8 protein-coding genes and 1 pseudogene are annotated in these 17,102 nt (G+C 54.1%); 3 read left to right on the top strand and 6 right to left on the bottom strand.

From position 1 onward, the window contains the following. Positions 1-8: 8 nt before the first annotated feature. From pglX to ACP7CZ_RS02560, 6 genes and pseudogenes are all read right to left on the bottom strand, one after another. Positions 9-3,665 (bottom strand): BREX-1 system adenine-specific DNA-methyltransferase PglX, encoded by a 3,657-nt coding sequence (gene pglX / locus ACP7CZ_RS02585; RefSeq protein ID WP_153334719.1) that lies wholly within the window; start codon positions 3,663-3,665, stop codon positions 9-11. Positions 3,666-3,750: 85 nt separating this feature from the next. Further along, complete coding sequence (gene brxC / locus ACP7CZ_RS02580; RefSeq protein WP_153334718.1) at positions 3,751-7,422, bottom strand: BREX system P-loop protein BrxC; 3,672 nt, start codon at positions 7,420-7,422, stop codon at positions 3,751-3,753. Positions 7,423-7,440: 18 nt separating this feature from the next. Beyond that, the gene (locus ACP7CZ_RS02575; RefSeq protein ID WP_153334716.1) at positions 7,441-8,016 is read right to left on the bottom strand and encodes a DUF1788 domain-containing protein; all 576 of its coding nucleotides are present in this window, start codon (positions 8,014-8,016) and stop codon (positions 7,441-7,443) included. Between the two features lie 22 nt (positions 8,017-8,038). Then, complete coding sequence (locus ACP7CZ_RS02570) at positions 8,039-8,650, bottom strand: DUF1819 family protein (protein WP_153334714.1); 612 nt, start codon at positions 8,648-8,650, stop codon at positions 8,039-8,041. A gap of 2 nt (positions 8,651-8,652) precedes the next feature. Further along, positions 8,653-9,522 (bottom strand): helix-turn-helix transcriptional regulator, encoded by an 870-nt coding sequence (locus ACP7CZ_RS02565; RefSeq protein WP_153334712.1) that lies wholly within the window; start codon positions 9,520-9,522, stop codon positions 8,653-8,655. A 223-nt stretch (positions 9,523-9,745) separates the two neighbouring features. Beyond that, positions 9,746-10,024: pseudogene (locus tag ACP7CZ_RS02560) on the bottom strand (hydrolase or metal-binding protein); the annotation flags it as partial. Between the two features lie 631 nt (positions 10,025-10,655). Here ACP7CZ_RS02560 and ACP7CZ_RS02555 point away from each other — a divergent pair. From ACP7CZ_RS02555 to ACP7CZ_RS02545, 3 genes are read left to right on the top strand one after another with little or no spacing between them, the layout of a single operon-like run. After that, a complete protein-coding gene (locus ACP7CZ_RS02555) occupies positions 10,656-11,882 on the top strand; it encodes a DUF6361 family protein (RefSeq protein ID WP_047303174.1) in 1,227 nt (408 codons plus the stop codon). Continuing rightward, a complete protein-coding gene (locus ACP7CZ_RS02550; protein WP_153334710.1) occupies positions 11,876-13,666 on the top strand; it encodes a phospholipase D family protein in 1,791 nt (596 codons plus the stop codon). Before ACP7CZ_RS02555 ends, ACP7CZ_RS02550 begins: the two co-directional genes overlap by 7 nt. Then, complete coding sequence (locus ACP7CZ_RS02545; RefSeq protein WP_178128581.1) at positions 13,663-16,860, top strand: DEAD/DEAH box helicase; 3,198 nt, start codon at positions 13,663-13,665, stop codon at positions 16,858-16,860. Before ACP7CZ_RS02550 ends, ACP7CZ_RS02545 begins: the two co-directional genes overlap by 4 nt. The last annotated feature ends 242 nt before the right edge of the window (positions 16,861-17,102 follow it).

Below are 17,102 nucleotides of genomic sequence, written 5' to 3'. Positions count from 1 at the left end.
GCGGATGGTCAGTCGCCCTTGTCGCCCGTTACAGCCTTAACCTCAGCTAACAAATCTCCAAACTTGCCGTAGTTCACCTTCACACCCTCATCCAGATCCAGGCTAATTCGCTGGTCGGCGTGGTGGCGAAGTTTTTCGTCGAAGGTGGCGAGTTCGGCTTGTTGGTTGTGCAGGATGGTAAGTTGTTTTTCCAGCGCCTTTTTCTCGGCGGTGCTGGTACTGGCTTCGATGTCCTGCTCAAGCTTGGTGGCGTAAGTGTTGAGCTTGGCGGTCAGCGGGATGACGTATTCGGTCCGCATGCGTGCCAGGGTGCCTTCGTTATAGCGGTGCAGGTAGACCAGGCACTCGAAGGCTTTGTGCTTGCCGGAACTGAACAACCAGTAGATGGGGCGTTTTTTGTACGTCTTTAGATGGTCCTTGAAGAACTGGGAGCTAAGGTAGCGACGGATGGTGTCCAGCGCCGACTCACCGCGCTTTGGCTTGATAGCGTACAGGCACAGGCTTTCTGCTACGAAGTCGAGGTTTGCCTGCAGATGCTCCTTGCCCCAGACGGTGTGGACAAAATCACGGAAGCGGTTTGTGGCGTCGTCGGCGAACCATTCCTGATCGGTTAGCGGCAGAATGCCGTCGCTGTCTGCGAGGTAGGTTTTGTAAGCGCCTTCGGCGACCAGTTCGGCAAAGCCTTGGTTGCCAGAATGGGCGTAGACCAAGCCTTCACGGTCAAGGGAGTAGCGCCCCACCATGCAGCCGATGGCGTAGCTAATTAGCTCCGCAAAGGTATCGGACTGAAGTCGTGCTTCAAGCTCTTTACCATCGAGATCCTCTCCATATCGATAATGAGGATTGCAATTCAAAGTAATCTCACTGATAGGAACAGATACTTCGGCTTCATCTTCTGTGCCATACACTTTCATGAAGATGTTATTGTTGGTCTCTTCGAGATATTTTGTTTCAATAACTAGATCATTCCAGCGTACTCGCACTGCGCGATACGCTTCGTTTAGATTGCTTTTGAGGTTTGACTGAGAAAGTAAAGTTGGGGTGCAGAAATCCCAAGATATCTCAAAAGAATTCCAATCCAAGATTGAAATATTAACCAATTGTTTAACTACGTCGTCAGATTCTGTGCGATCTGGCTTTATGTAGGGTAACTTCTCAATGTCGCCGCTGATTATGCTTAGTGTTGGTGAAAGTATTTTTGTATAAGTTTGAACAAGGCTTGAGTTCATGTAGCCTAGGCAGCTATGGAAATTAACCTCGGCCGGAAATCCTTTCAGTCCGACTGAACTGAAAACAAAGCCGAAGTCATCAAGCCTGACGCTTATCTTAGATGAAGAGATTTTTGACCAAGTCAACCCTCTTTTAAAATAAAGGTCTCGAGATGGAAGGTGATTTCCAATATTAAGGAGGTTTTCGTATGCGCCACTTCCTAGTTTTATGATCTTTTCGTTATTGCCGTACCAGCGCCTAAATTCCCCTCCTTTATCAAGCGGAAAGTAGATAAAGTCAGACTGCAATGCAGCTTCAAGTGTTTTCAGTTTGAACCCAATATCGCTTTTATTTACTTCAAACCAATACCTTACATAAGTCTCATCATCTCCAGTAGATGTTCCCTGTTTAGGCATCAGAACATCTTTGAGCGAAGGGTTTTCAGAGAATACCTTACGGGTCTTATCACTTGCCCAGTATGCAATCGGCCCGCCTGGAATTTTATTAAAATCATCCTGCTGCGTGCTATCAAACCGATTTTTACGTTCCAGCAGAGCTTGCTGTTTCGAGTCTTCATTGCCTTCAATCAAACGAAAGAAAACAGGCTGAAAGTTCGCTACATGCTGCGCACCAATTACCCAGGCAGTCGTTTGCACCACTTCGCCCGAGATCTGTCCAAAGGCCCGTGCACCGAGGTGGGCCATGGTGATAAATGTCTTGGACTCTAACAGCCAAATGCGCAGTTTTTCGTAGCTGGACAGGAACATCCATGACTGCATATTGACCTGCGCGTTGAAGCCATGTGGCTTCAACAGGCTGAAGGCATGCTCCATGAAAATGGCGAACATATCCGACTTACTGTTGGGGTAGGTCTTGCCAGCGAAGGCCTTGAGATCGGCATTCATGCCCTTGCTACCCATATACGGTGGATTCGCCACCACCGCATCGAACCGCTGCGCCAATACCCAAGCCTGTTGAACATAGGGAATCAGCTGCTGCGCCGCGGGCTTTTGCATCAAATCGCCATCTTTCGCCAGCTGCCGCAGTTGCTCCAGTAGCTCGCCCAGCGGTTCGGAATCTGCCGCGGGCACGTCGATCAGAGACCCGAAGGTCTTGGCTTGGGTGAAGCGACTCAGGGTTGTTTTCATCAGCCGGAAGCGGCTATCGGCTTGGGCAGCGCTGAGGTCGCTCTGTTCGTGTTCGAACAGGCTCTGTGACTGGCCATGCTGCCAGTCGCTGCTCAGATTGAGGGCCTGCCACAGGGCGGTTACGTCGAGGTAACGGCTTTCCTGCAGGGGTAGCACGTTGAGTTTCACCTCGCGACCGAAGATGCGCCGATCATCCTCGCGAGCCAGCATCATCAGAGCAAAGCCGGCGAGCTGGCCAGCACGGTCGTCGATGTCCAGGCCGAACAGGTTGTGTTCGAGGATAAGCTGCGGAATGTCGCGGCTGCGGTGACCGCGCTCGGTGTAGATCTCTTTCAGCACCTTGTAGGCCTCGACCAGGATATGGCCGGAGCCACAGGCGGGGTCGAGAACCTTGATTGTCAGCGGGTCGATGCTGTCCGGGGTTATGGCGGTCAGATGGTCCTTCACTTCGGGCGTCTGCTCAGCCGGATCAATATAGTAGGGCATTTTTTCTTTCAGTTGCGAGTCCGGGTAGGTCTGCAGCCACTGACGGCCCACGGAGTTTTGCACCAAGTACTGGACGATCCAGTTGGGGGTGAACAACTGGGTGGCGGCAGGAATGTCCTCGCTCTTCACCACCTTGCCGATTACCTGATCCTTCTTCTCGGAGATGTAGAACTGGTAGAGCCAGCCGATGATCTCCACGTCCTGCCAGTCTTCCTCGGGAATGGCCTTGACCAGTTCGCGGATCAGCGAGTCGGTCTTGGTCAGGTTGTCCGGCAGGAGTAGCTCCAGGGCGTCGTCTACCGCCTCGAACAGGAAGGGCATGGCCTGGTGCATGGCATGGCACTGGGCCAGTAACAGCTCGCGGTACAGTTCTTCGTCCTTGGTGCCGTCCAGCTTCAGCTCGGCAATTCGCTGCTTGTCCAGGCCTTCCAGTTCGATATCCAGGCAGTCGTCGAGAATCTGAAAACTACCCGGTTGATCCGGGTGGCTGAGCACGCGACGACCGTGATCGAGGTAGCCCTTGAGCTCCATGTAGCGGATGGCGCAGATGCGGTTGAACCAACTGTAGGCGGCCTGTTCCATGGCCTGGGTAAAGCCTATCTGTTCGACCTTTTTCACCAGCGCGGCACGGGGTCGAATTATGCTTGCCGGGAACGGACGATCACCGATAAGCGCCAGATCGCCTTTTTGCTCCAGCGGTTCGATGCCCATGCTGGGGATGCTGGATTCGCGGATGCCAAAGAGCGCTGCGCGCTTGGTCATTGCGGCAATGAAGGCGGTGCGTGCCTTGGGGGCGTAGCGTTTGATGTTGTTGGTGTTCATATGGGCTTTCCCTAATCTTCTTGAGCTGACATTGACGCTTTACTGCGGCCTGGAAGTGGTCTCATTTCCTACTGGTTGCGCTGGGTCAGCGAATACGAACGCGTTTGTTTTGCTTGACCGCACTTTCCAGCTCAACTTTGAGGGCGTCGATAAAGCGGTCGATATCGCTCTGGCTTTCTAGATACAAGCCGTTCCCTAGTTTGTTGAACACACTGGTCGCTGCCAGCTCGACCACCGGTTTGGGCGGCGCTACAGGTTTGGAGGTTGGCACCAGGGCCGGCGCTCGGTCTTCCTTGACGCCGTTAGCTGTGTTGGCTGCCTGTGCGGCCTTGGCCTGCGCTTCCTGAACCTTCTGCAGGCGTTCAACCTCGGCCTGAATGGCGCGCTCCAGATCGAACACGCCGTCGTTCAAGCGCTCGTCAGCGGTCTGGGTTTGCAGCATGTAGATGTTGGCGATGCTGGTTTCGGTCTCTAGGTCCGCCTTGACCAGTTGCAAGGGACGCAGTAAGCGGTTACTCAGCTCAGCGGTTTCGATACCGCTTTTGGCAATCTCGGACTGTAATTGGGCGATTTTCTCGTCGACACGGGCCAGGGCATGTTGACGCTTTTCAGCCAAGATGGCGGCGTTAATGGTTTCTACTGTTTCAACCAGTGTGGCGACCTGGTGCAGCTGACCGTAGGGCGTGGTGTTCTGCTCAATGGCTTTCAGCTCGGCCAGCGCTTTGCGGGCTTTCTCGTCTTTATCCAGCGCTGGTTTGTTCTTGTCGAAACGACGCAATGCCAGCTGCAGTTGCTGCCAGGTATGCAACTGGTTGGTGAAGAACTCGTGTAGATCCCGGTAGTCCTCTTCCAGATCCAGCAAGTCATCCTTGTTGTCGACCACGGCCTTGAAAAAGTCGACGCTATCAGTGTTGCGCAGCAGGCGCTGCAGGCTGAACAAGGCCTGTTCTATGGACTCTTTGCCAGGGAAGCGCCCGGCGCTAACCGTTGTTTTGTATTTTTCCAGGTTGGTGCGCCAGCTGCCGAAGTGCACGCAGTAATATTCAAACAACTCCTTCTCGCCTGCTGGGCCAAGGGCGTTGAACAGCTCCTGGGTCAGATTACGTGCTTGCTTGAGCAGTCCTTCGTCGGTCTGGCGCTTCTTTTGCACCGAGACTTCACGGCGCTTACGGCTGTTGGTGAGGTACTCGAAGGCGTCCGGCAGCGGCATGCTGGGGCCCGCGGCGTGGAACGAAATACGGCTGGAGGCGGCCAGGCGACCGAGGACCAGCAGGATCTCTCCGTCCGGCCAGCCATAGGGGCGCTTACTGAAACGCTCGATGATGTCTGCGACCAGCAAGCGTTCGTTGCCGGAGGCGCGCAGCGAGATGAATTGTTCAACTTCCTTGATGGCCTGCGGATTGCCTTCATCACCCTCAAGGGTCAGGCCGAGTTGGCCGATGTCGTTAGTGTGCAGAATGGCGTGGAGTTCACGCTCGGGCTCCTGCTGTAATACTCGCAAGTAGCCTAATTTGGTGAAGGTGTTTTCAAGGAGGTACTGGCACGCCTCGTCGAACTTGCTAACAATATTGTTGCTTTTGAGCTTCAGGTGCTGTCCTTGTGCATAGACCTCTGCGCGCTCGGCCAGCTCTTCAAGTAGCAAGCGTAGGCGCTTTTTACGCTCTTGGTTTTCGCGACCGCGTTCGGCGAGGATCTTGCTCAGCTCAGGCTGGCTGCCGTCGTCGTTGAGGCGGATGAACTTGTTGGTCTTCAGCCAAGTGCGCAGCTCGGTGAAGAAATCCTTGCTATCGGGTAATTTGAACAGTGCCATGCCGGCAGGAGCTTCGTTGCTTTTATTGATGCAGCCGGCTTCGCCATAGAGGGTGTAGTCGAGATCCAGTGGCGAGATCACTTCGGTACGGAGGTCGTGCTCGTAACGGCCTTCCAGGCTGTGGCCGTCGAGGTAGCGACCGATGCTGTAGTCGGTCTTGTTGACGCTGTAGCGGAACTTGTTCTTGTCCTTGAGCAGGTCTTTGTAGATCAGGTCCGACAGTGCCTTGTTCTCTTCTGAACCGGCGATCTCTGTGGCCTTGATCTTGCGGGTGATGTCGCGTTCCTCGTTTGTGAGGAAGACAAATTCGTCACCGTTACGGGTGATCAGGCTTTCCTTTTCAAGGCGCTGGAGGGTTTCTTCGATGCGGCGACGTAGCGCTAGTTTGTCTTCGTCGACCTGTTCAATGGAGAGTGTGACGAGGTTGTCGAGGGTGCCCTTGATCAAGTCGACATAGCGGATCATGAACAGGGTGCGCAGGATCTGTACGTCCAAGGCGTCGAGGACGCTGCTTTCGCCCGCTTGGTCGATGGTGCGCTTGACGGCTGTATCGAGGAAGCCTTCGACGGCGCGGTAGAAGCTGTACATGGGAATCAGCGCGCCGAGCGGTTTCTCCGCAATGGCCATGGCTGCCATCTGGAAGGCATCGAGCATGGAACGCTCGCCGTAGGCCAGGTGCGCTCCGGTGGCACCGACCTTGCGGATTTCCTCGAAGACCTTTTGCACCAGCTGGAAGTGGTAGGGCGCAAAGGGGTAGTTGCTGATGAAGCTTTCCGGACCATCGAAGTTCTTCAGGGTCGGGCCGGAGCGGTCGAAGGTGATCTGGTTGCGCAGGATGTCGCCTTTCTGTTCCCAGAGGGCGCGCAGCTCGGCTTCAGCTTCCGGTGTTTTACGCAGCAGACGCTTCTGGATGACCTCGTCAGTGTTGGAACTGGACAGCGAAAGTCGGGTTTTGAAGCGCCCGGCAATTTTCGAGAAATCGTTGGCCTTGGAGGCGGATAGCTCACCCAGCACCGCATCCATATCGGCCTGAGAGGTGACGATGATCCAAGCGCGGCCTTTGCAGATGGTGCCTAGGTTTTCGGTGATGGTCTGCAGGGTCAGCATCAGCTTGGTGTCGCTGCCGATGAACTGGCCGACTTCGTCCACCAGGAATAGCACGCGGTGTTTGGCTGGCTGAGTGTCGAGGTACTCCCGCACCCAGTTGCAGAAGTTTTCGACCGAGACGCTGAACGTTTGTTCGGAGTCTTCGAACCATTTGTGCGCGGCCTCAGCAGATAAGTCGAGGGCTGCGGCTACCGCTTGCTCAATGTCATCCTGGTAGAACTGATAGCCATCACGCTCCTCAGTCCAGTCCATCCCGGTGGAATCATTAAAGGCTTGCTTGAATCGCTCGTAGACGCCGCGCTGGGCCAGATGACGCTCCATGTGGGCGATGTGAGGATGGTCGCCACTGAAACCTTGATGTTCGTTGAACACCCGTAGGAAGACATTGAGGATCGGGTTGCCAGCATCGTTGGAGCTGGCTTTGCTGTCGATGTTAAACAAAATGACATCGGCACTGTTGGCAGCGGCCTTGTCGATGTCGGCACGGATGGTGGCATCACGCAGTTTGCTCGCATCAAAGAACGAAACAGCCTTGCGGGCGTTGCCCTGGTCGTCGCGCGCTTCGATGTTGGCCAGCAGGTATGACAAGGTCTTGAGGAAGTGCGACTTACCCGAGCCGAAGAAACCGCTGATCCATACGCCCACGCGGTTGGCGATGGAGGGATCGTTCAAGTCAGTACTGTAGGACTCGAAGAAGCTGCGGAAGTGTTTTTCCAGCTCGTTGGTGACAACGTACTCATCCAGCTCTTGGTGCACGGTTGCGTCGTCGGACTGATCCGCCTTAACCACGCCGTTGATCGGGCGATCGAGTTCCTTGAAGAAAATATCTTTAATGCTCATGGCAATCGTCCTTATTGATCAGGGAACCAGCTTGAAGGCGCGGTAGTAGTTGTTGCTGGGAATGCGGTCGAACAAGGCGAGAGACTGCCCTGAGTAGTGACCGGGGTAAAAAAGAACCAGAGGCTTGTGGCCAAGCAACGCGTGAAGCTTGTTGAGAAGGTTGTGGGCGCGAAGAACCGGCCAAACTGAGCCGACACCACTGATTAGCACCACGTCGTGTTGATCGGCGTCGCTATGCTCCATCAGGAAGGGCGCGAATTTGTCCATATGCAGCGGTCCGGACAGAGCCTTGAGCAGCGCGAGGTCACCTTTGGTTTGCTGCATCTTAATGGCTTTTTCAGTGAAGCTGCGTTGATCCAGATACTCGCGCATAGCCTGCAGCAGATTGATATGAGCCACTTTGAGCTGACTGTGCTTCTTGGCAAGGAAGCCCTGCAGAAAACTGAGGTATTCGCGCACCTGCAGCTCATCCTCGGGGGCGTAGTCGAAGATCCAGAAACCGAGCTCATTGCCCAATCCTTGGCTCTTCAAGAACTCTTCGGTGAGGATCTTATCTGGGATCTGGTTTAGCCGATCCTGCAGTTGCTGATTCATGCGAACACTCCTTATTCCACGCCTACTGTCCGGTGGCATTGGATACTTCCAAACAGGCTTTTATGCGATAGCGGTAGCTGTCATCCAGCAATACGCGGACCTCTGACCGAATCATCAGTTTTTGTAGTTTCATGTTGCGGGTGCTTTTCAACAGGCCGACCTCGGCCAGCATGCGATAGACGACCTGCGCCATCTTTTTACGGCTGGACTCCGTCCAGGTGGTGATGGTCGAATCTCGATGGTTGCGTTCATCCAGAAACTCATTCCAGTGGTAGGGTTCGAGCACGCCGGCGCGGGTGACGAAAGCGTCTTTGAGGACGGTCTCGATGAATTCGACGAGGAGCAGGTTGCGTTCCAAGGCCGAGCAGAAAACCACTTGGGTGGCGAGTTCATCATCTCCATCTCGAATTGCCCTCCAGAAAGGGGCATCCAGTCGCTCCAGTCGCTTGCGGATGGCGTGAGCCACACGCTTGGCCGAGGCTGGTGCGCGTTTCTGCAGCCGGTTCTGTTGCTGTATGGCCTCATGCCATTGCTCAGGGCTGGCGTCCTGCAACAGCAGGTCTGCAACGATGCGTGATTCACGCACCTGCAACGAGCCGCCGATTAAGTCAGAGCCGTAATGGAAGCTATGCATGCCTATTCCCCATCACTGCTAAAAAGGAAGGGAGTTAGCTTGGCGCGATCAGCTGGAAGCAATTGCAATGGATGCTCGCGTACTCGCTCGGCTTCCTCTGCGGTGATGGCCGCCTGATAGCGTTGAAGGGTGTAGTGGGCAAGTGCTGTGCTAACAGTCAGCTGTAGGCGTCCTTCTGGCATGCCGAAATCGCGTTCTACTAAAGACTTTTGGGCATCACTGAGTAGCTCATTAGGGATCAGTGTCAGGTTGACTTGATCGTGCCAGCTACTGTCTGTACTTGATAATGGGGCGTGAGCGTCGCACGATTTTGGCGTGCGACAGATACGTGAGAGCAAAAAGTCGCGGAAGGCTTGGCGCTTATGGCACCAAGCGCGAACGTGCCAGCGAAAACCGGTATAAACGAGCGTGTGAGGTGAAATCACGCGTTCATGAATTTGCGGGTTGGACATGGAGGCGTAGAGTATTTTCAGGCTGCCGGCATTGCGGCAGGCTCTGATTAACTCGCGAACCACTTCAGGGCGGGCTGCACGGTCTGGAAGTTGGACAGTAGTGACGCTGGGGTGGGCTTCCAAAATTTCAGACACGGGCTGATCAGATTGATCGCCGATGAGTGCCATGTACTCATTGATGTGCCCAGCGCTCAGTACGGGCTGAAAGCCAGCCGTCGGGACATAGCCTTTAACTGCAGGGCTGTGAATTAGCGAGCCTGGATTGAATTCGCTGTTATAGCGATTGATGTCGGAAGAAGCTTGCTGGCGGCTGATGCCAAACCATGTCATCAACTGAGTGGTGACCAGGCGACCCTCCCAATAGCTGATTAGCTCTATCGCGCGTAGCCTGAGGAGGGCTTCGTGTTTGGGGAGCGGCATTGGCATTCCTGAATGTGAGCTGGTCCAGATGATGCCTGATACGAGGCGCTAGTGTAAATTTATTTACTGTAAAGTTTTTTGCGTTTTGATTGATTTCGCGTGGATTGCTGATAGCGTCGGCGTCCGATGCGTGAAAATAGCGTCGATCGATTTTTAACGGTCGAAACTCGTAGGCTCTATTTACAAGTTCACTTGGCCGGGCCGCATTGCCAGTAGCTTGAACAGAAATAAAGCGCACAACACTCATGGATGCTGCTGTGGTGTGGATGCTGTTGAAGCCTGTATTGCGAAGGGCGAAACTGCCCAGTGGGTCACAGTCGCCGATTACCACATTCAGTCCCCCGTAGGGTTTGCAGGTATTGCCTTTGGCCAGCGAAGGGTAGGGGAGTGACTTGATGCCTTCCTCGCACTGGTGTTTGCAAGTTTCGCTATTGCCCACGTAGAGCGGTCGTCCCGTTGCATGTTCAGACAGGCTGTACTCAGCACGGAGGTACAGGTCCGGCCCCGCCCAGCTGTGGATCAGCTATACAACCATGGCTCCAGTTCAGTCAGATTTTTCACGATGATCTGCTGAGCTACTTGGGGACTCCATTTTTTTAAGGTCGATCTGATAAATGCTGCAATACATATTTCACCTGCGCCCTGCGGGTCGGAATCAGCACTTGGCCGTTCCGGGCGATCAATAGCTAATTATCCTTTCGCCCACTGACCAAAGATTATCGAATCAATTCACGCAATAGCTAGACTGACGCGGCGGGTGAGGCGGGTATGAACAACCATTTAAGCGTCTGGGTACAAATGTCTGCTTTGTGCGGGCCAGAACTACGTACTTTGCTGCGGTTGAGCGAATGCGGAAGAGGCACAGCGGCTACTCCTGATACTGAAGAGACACGATCATGGGCTATGGGGGGCGCAATGTATCGCGGTCTTCATCAGGATCGAAGCAGCAGCGTATTTTCCAGGAACAGGCTATCACCGGAAGGGAGGTCAGATCGCTCGCGACTCATTCTGTCCTAGCCAGGAGTCACTCTTTTATTTATTGAATGATCGGTGCTAATGGCTAATTGCTATGCACTAGAGCCTGCTGCATGCTGGCGCAGGATTTTTAGCAAGGATGTCGTCAGTGGGACGCCATGGGAAAGGTCATCGGTATGCTGAATAAAAGTGAAATGGGTTGGGTGGATTTTTCATCCGAGGACAGGGATCGGGTCAGGGATGTGATCAAGCAGCTTTCGGAGCCTGGAACCCTTGATGAACTCGGAATCGGTGCCTTGCGCGATGGTTTTGCCGACCTTATGTTTCCTGGATTTTCGACCATTCAAACCCGCGCTAAATACCTAATAACCATTCCACGGATCATTCGCGATTATCTGGCGCTCAAGCCAGCGCAACAACGCAGGCAGTCACTGCAGCAGTATCTTGAACAACAGGAAAATCAGCTTGCCAGGGCTCTGACCCTGCAACACCAGAATGAGGGTGTGACCGGCATCATCGGCTCAACGATGAAGGAAGGCGAGTCGGTTGCGCGATTGCCATCGTCTGTTTATTGGGTGGCATTACGTACTTGGGGCATCATCAATACCCAAGCTTCGCTTAATCAATTCTTGAGGTCAGTCAAACCGCCCGAAAGCAGCTTGGGAAGCAGCCTACCAGATGAGGGCGACGATGCCGATGGCGTCTCGACTGATAGCAGGGTTCACCTTGACCGATACGATCCGCAATGGATCGAGGATGTTCACATCACCTTGACCGAGTCCGAGGCGGTGTTTCTCAGCGAAAAACTTCAAAACGGTCCGATCAATAGTCTGCCATCGCAGTTTGAGCTCAGCGGCCTGTTGAAAGAGGTTTTAGATGAGGATCTGGCGGGCTTCGCTCAACTTGCCGGGTGGGTAGCGGCAAAGTCCGATTTGGCTCAGAGCACCCGCGACACGGTAAAGATGGCTCATGCATTTAGTGAGCTGATCTACGGTGCCCATCTTCGCTTCAACATTCTGGTTGCGAGGAATAATCAGCGCGAGGATTTGCTCGATCAGTACGAGTCGCACTGGCTCGACTGGCGTAAGGTTCGTCAGGCTGGACCTGAACAGGTTATGCAATGGCTGGCAGCCACTAACATCACGCTGCAAGGCCGGGTGGGGGCATTCTTGATGGAATGGAGCGAGCGCATTGCCAACAACGCATCGGTAGTCGTGCTTGATGCTCTGGTCGAAAAACAGGCTTTGGGAAACAAAAAAGAGCGATCAATTCTGAAAAAGCGTTTGCCTGATAACTACCGTTGGATCGGCATGAGCCGTCTTGATTTCCGGTGGTCTCAAGTGCGCACCATCCTGGGCGATATTCAGGAGGGTTTGCCATGTTAAATCCGAGCGTCGATCGTCTTGACTACGGCGAAAAACTGCAGGCCCCAGAAGGGTTTCAGCTGAGCTACGCGGTGGCAACCAGTTACTCACTGGAGCTCGATACCTTGCTGTGCCTACCCCTGGCACTGTCCTTGAACGGCACGCTGGAGGGAAATCCGCATGGCGGCAAGCTGGCTGCGCTTGAGGGCATCCGCCAACTTAAAGGTCGACTGAAAGTCTTTTTTCAGCAAGGCAATATCAAGGTTCCCAGTACGTTTACCCCACTGTTTACGCTCCTCGAACCATGTTTGGTGCCTATGGTTCCAAGCGGCGGCTTCAGCTCCTTCCACCCCAAGATATGGCTGCTGCGGTTCACCAATGACACCCGGCAGGTGCGCTACCGGCTACTGGTGCTGTCTCGTAATCTGACGTTTGACCGCAGTTGGGATCTGGCGGTCGCGCTTGAGGGGGAGGTGGCCAAGGAAAGCAGTCGGGAGAATGAAGGTCTGTTGGAGCTTTTGCAGGAGCTCGCACCTTTCGCTAGGCATAAAGACAAAGCGTTGGATTTCGCCCCGGCCTTCTCTCTATTCAAGAAAGAACTGCCTCGTGTCGTTTGGCAAAAACCCAATGGTTTTCGAGAGCTAAAAACCTTGTTGGGTAAGGCACAGCAAGTTCCGCTGGACTTGGGTAGCTCCACGAACACTGTGCTGGTGATATCGCCTTTTCTGCATGCGGAGGCACTCGACATGCTCAAAGAGCGTGGCGAGCGCCATTGGTTATTCAGTCGTGCTGAAGAGTTGGAACGACTTGGGGCTGAGAAACTGGCGGGTTGGGAGTGTTTTGCCCTTAACCAGCGGGTTGTCAATGGCGAAGATCACTTGGATAACGGTAAAACGCAAAACCTGCATGCAAAGCTGGTTTTGGTCCAGAACGGCGCTACCAGTCACTGGCACGTGGGCTCCGCCAATGCTACCAAGGCAGCGCTTGGTGGTCTCAGGCAAGCACCGCCTCGTAACACTGAATTCATGTTGCGCCTTTCAAGCTCGGGTATCGCCCAGTCGGCCGAACAATTGAAATTGGAGTTGATCGGTAGCGAGGAAAATCCGACGGGAGTTTTCATTCCTCACTCGTTCCAGAATGAAGAGCAGCAAGCGCAGAGCTCGGACGAGGAGGGGCTGCGCAAACTTTTGCACACCTTGATTAAGGACGATTGGAGTGTCAGGGCAAAGGTCAATGCCGACTTCACCTACAGGTGTGAAGTTCACTGTTCAGCGCCGCTCCTTGCAGGCTCCGAATCGGTCCAGGTGCGGTTTCTGGACGTGACTGGCTACCAGGACCTGAAGGCGACGTTGGTGTGGGATCGACTCAGCCTCTTGCAGGTCAGTGCCTTTCTGGTCGTGAAAGTGCGTGTTGGCGACAAGGTTATCGAGCGGGTAATCAAAGCCTCACTCATCATTGACGGTGGCGACGGTCGAGAGCAGAAAATTGTCAGCGATTTGATCGACAGTCCGCATAAGCTGTTGGCGTACATACGAATGGTGCTGCAGCCTGATCATGAAAAAACTGAATGGTTCGCCCGCGACCCTGGCGTTTCAGCACTAGATGGCTCTGACGAATTGTTGAGCCATCTGATGTGTGGGCCCATCTACGAGTCGCTACTGCTGTGTGCAGCCCGGCAGCCCGAAAGGCTGCAGCGAATAGAGGCGGTACTCAGTCATCTGCGATCTGTGGAAGGTCGTATACCCGATGACTTCAACCGGTTATGGGACAACTACAAAGCATTTCTAGGGACGGAAAAAGCGTGAATACAAGCATAACGACGCATGAGCGCGCATGCCTGGAGTTGAGGTCCACGCTCAATGGGCTCAAGGATTTCCAGCAGGCTACGGTGCAACGGATAACTTCTTTATTCAATGACCCCAGCCATAGTCACCGGATTTTAGTGGCCGATGAGGTGGGACTGGGTAAAACCATCGTTGCCAAGGGAGTCATCGCATCTTTGTTACTGGATTGGCATGAGCCCTGGCCGTTTCGCGTCACGTACATCTGTTCCAACCTAGCGTTGGCGACTGAAAACCGCTCAAAACTTGCGGTTTTCAAAGACCCGAGCATGGCGAAACTGGTGCGCGAGCCCTCTTTCTCGAGGCTGGCAGAAGTTGCGTTGCTTCCTCAACCGGATCTTGGTGACGGAGCCTTGCTGGAAGTTTGTACGCTCACGCCCAGTACTTCTTTTTCGATGACTTACGGCGCGGGCAACAAACGCGAACGATTGGTTATTTTTGCAGCCCTCCTTCAACATGAAGATATCGCCCCACTGCAGGGCAAATTGTCTGATCTGTTTCGCGATCGGGTGCAGGACGTCGAGGGTTGGGAGTACGGGCTTCAGGAAATTCAGGGCCGCGGACTTAATACAAAGATCATCGAGGACTTTCATCACAAGCTAATGGAAGTTGCTCCGGGTGAGGCCCGGTCAAACATGGAGGTGCTGACGAAGGTCGCCCAGACTGGCGTAAATCGAGACAGCCCCGAAGAACACAACCTGTTGCGTCGGCTACGCGTGCTTTTTGCTGGATCTTGCGCGGCACACCTGCAGGCGGACTTGTTCATCCTCGACGAGTTTCAGCGGTTTGAAAGTTTGCTCGACCAGTCTGAGGGCAACGAGCACTCGATGATTGCCCAGCAGGTGTTCCGCAAGAACCGCCGCAGCAAGATCATCTTACTCTCGGCGACACCGTTCAAGGCTCTGAGCACCATCCCCGATGACGAAAACGACGACGGACACCTTGCCAAGCTGGAGCAAATACTGAGTTTTCTGAACCTGACCCCGCTCACGGCCTATGAACCTGTGCGCAAAATGCTGAAGTCGGAATTGCAGCGCCTGCGTCAGACCGGTGTGAAAGTTGATGATCTGGATGAGCGCCCTCGCCAGCAGGTTGAAAGCCTACTGCGCCCGCTTATTGTCCGTACCGAACGAAGCCAGATAGCCGTCGACGTAAACCGCCTGATCGATGCGCCCCCTTTCGACTGCAGCGCTGAAGTGCGTACCGAGGACATCAACGCTTACATAGAGCTGGATCGACTGGGGAGATTGCTTGAGAAGGACCGCAACATGAGTTTCTCTCGGCAGATGATGGATTTCTACAAGTCAGCCGCATGGCCGCTGTCGTTTAGCACAGGCTACAAACTGCAAGATGTATTGCAGAGCAAGTTCGAGAGTGATCCCGAAGTGCGCAAGTGGGTAAAACGCAGCAAGAGCTTTTGGCTGCCTCGGGATCAGGTCAACGACTATAAGTTGAATGTCGCACGGGATGCTCCCAATCCTCGGGTGCGGTCGTTGACTACTCATTTGTTTGGTGACGGTAAGAAAAGTGGACCGGAAATGCTGCTGTGGGTACCACCCAGCATGCCCCACTATCCGCTGGCAGGTGTCTTTGTCGGCCACGAAGCATTCAGCAAGACGCTGTTATTTTCTGCCTGGGCCATGGTCCCGCGGATGCTCAGTGGTTTGTTGAGTTATGAGTCCGAGAGGCGGGTGTTAGGTCGACGCCAGCCTGAGGCTGATTATTTTCCGCGCAAGACAAGGAGTAAGGCGCGAGATGACTCCGCCAGCCATCATGATCTGAATCGTCTGATCCGGCTGGAGGCTGGCGATCTTGCGTACTGGTCGCTGGTTTATCCGAGCAAAGCGTTGATCGATGTCCCGCTGAAGCGAAGTGATGCATCGCTCAAAGATTTGCTTGCCGAGAGAATCAAACACTTTGCCGGATTGCTCAAACCGCTTGCGGCGGGGCATAGCGGAAGTCGCAATCAGAATCACTGGTATGTGCTGGGACCAATGTTGCTCGACCGCATGCACAACGACAATTGGTACGAGGACTGGATCGCGAGTATCAGCGACGGATCTGATTTTCACGAAAACGCTCTAGGGCGAGTGGACGATATCTCTCAGCGGCTGGACAGCATTAAAGAGCTCGGTGAAATGCCTGCCGATTTGCCAGAGTATCTCGCCTGGTTGTCTGTTGGTTCACCCGCTATATGTGCTTATCGCGCACTGTCTCTGACCTATAGCGAAGATGATCCAACGGTGAATTCCGGGCATGCCAGCTCCATCGCTTTGGCGTTCGTCAGCTTGTTCAATGGGGTCAGCGGTAGCGCCGTCATCAAGCGCATCAGCAAACGACAGCACTGGCGAGGCATTGTCAAATACTGCGCTGAAGGGGGGCTGCAAGCGATGCTGGAGGAGTATTTCTACATGCTCTCCTCATCGAGCGGTGTCGATGACGCGGTGAAAGCCATCGATAATTCGCTGCGCACCAAGCCGTCCAGCGTGAAAGTCTGGAAAGCCGGTCCGATCGATGACAGCACTCACTTGCGTTGTCACTATGCAGTGCAACTCGGTACGCAGAAGGCCAGTGATGAAGCAGGTCAGGAACGGGTCGTCAGTATCCGTGAGAGCTTCAACTCGCCGTTTCGTCCGTTTGTTCTCGCCTCGACATCGATTGGTCAAGAAGGACTAGATTTCCATTGGTATTGTAGTGATGTCGTGCATTGGAACCTGCCAAGTAATCCCATCGACCTGGAACAGCGTGAAGGACGAGTGAATCGCTACCAATCATTGGTCGTGAGACGGCGGGTGGTCCAGGCGCTCTCCAGAGAGATCGACTCCTCCCAGCGCTGGGCAGTACTCTTTGAGACCGCTGCAAAAATGCCCTGGAAAACCGACCTAGTACCTTACTGGCACTATCCCGAAGGCGATGCTCAGATTCGTCGTCTGGTTCCAGTCATGGCGATGAGTCAGGAGCAACAACGCTATCCGCAGATGCTGAAAATCTTATCTCTGTATCGCCTGGCATTCGGCCAGCCTGGTCAGAGTGAGCTGCTTGAGCATCTCAAGACCCTCAACCTGTGCACCGACGATCTGGAGAAGCTGAAGCGGCGGCTCATGATTCAGCTGGCCCCTATTCTTTATCAAGATGAAAGTCAGGACGCTCCGGCATAACATTTGGCGGGGTTGTGGTGGCCTTCATTTGATCACGACCGACAGTGGTCAACCGTCAACAAAACGCACACAACAATGGATCTCCGCCCGCCGTATGCTGCTTTTTTCCCTGTCTGCACGAGGAACCTGCTGCAAAACTTGACCTGTATATCCGCCCAATATTCCCCTGTAGTGTTTAACGACATATCGTCTGCGTGTTCGGAATTTTGGCCCCGATCGCTGGAGCCTAAATCAAGGAGGAT

This window comes from Pseudomonas sp. DWP2-2, assembly GCF_049897065.1.
GTDB classification, from domain to species: Bacteria; Pseudomonadota; Gammaproteobacteria; order Pseudomonadales; family Pseudomonadaceae; genus Aquipseudomonas; species Aquipseudomonas paracarnis.
This window is presented reverse-complemented; position numbering and strand designations above follow the sequence as displayed.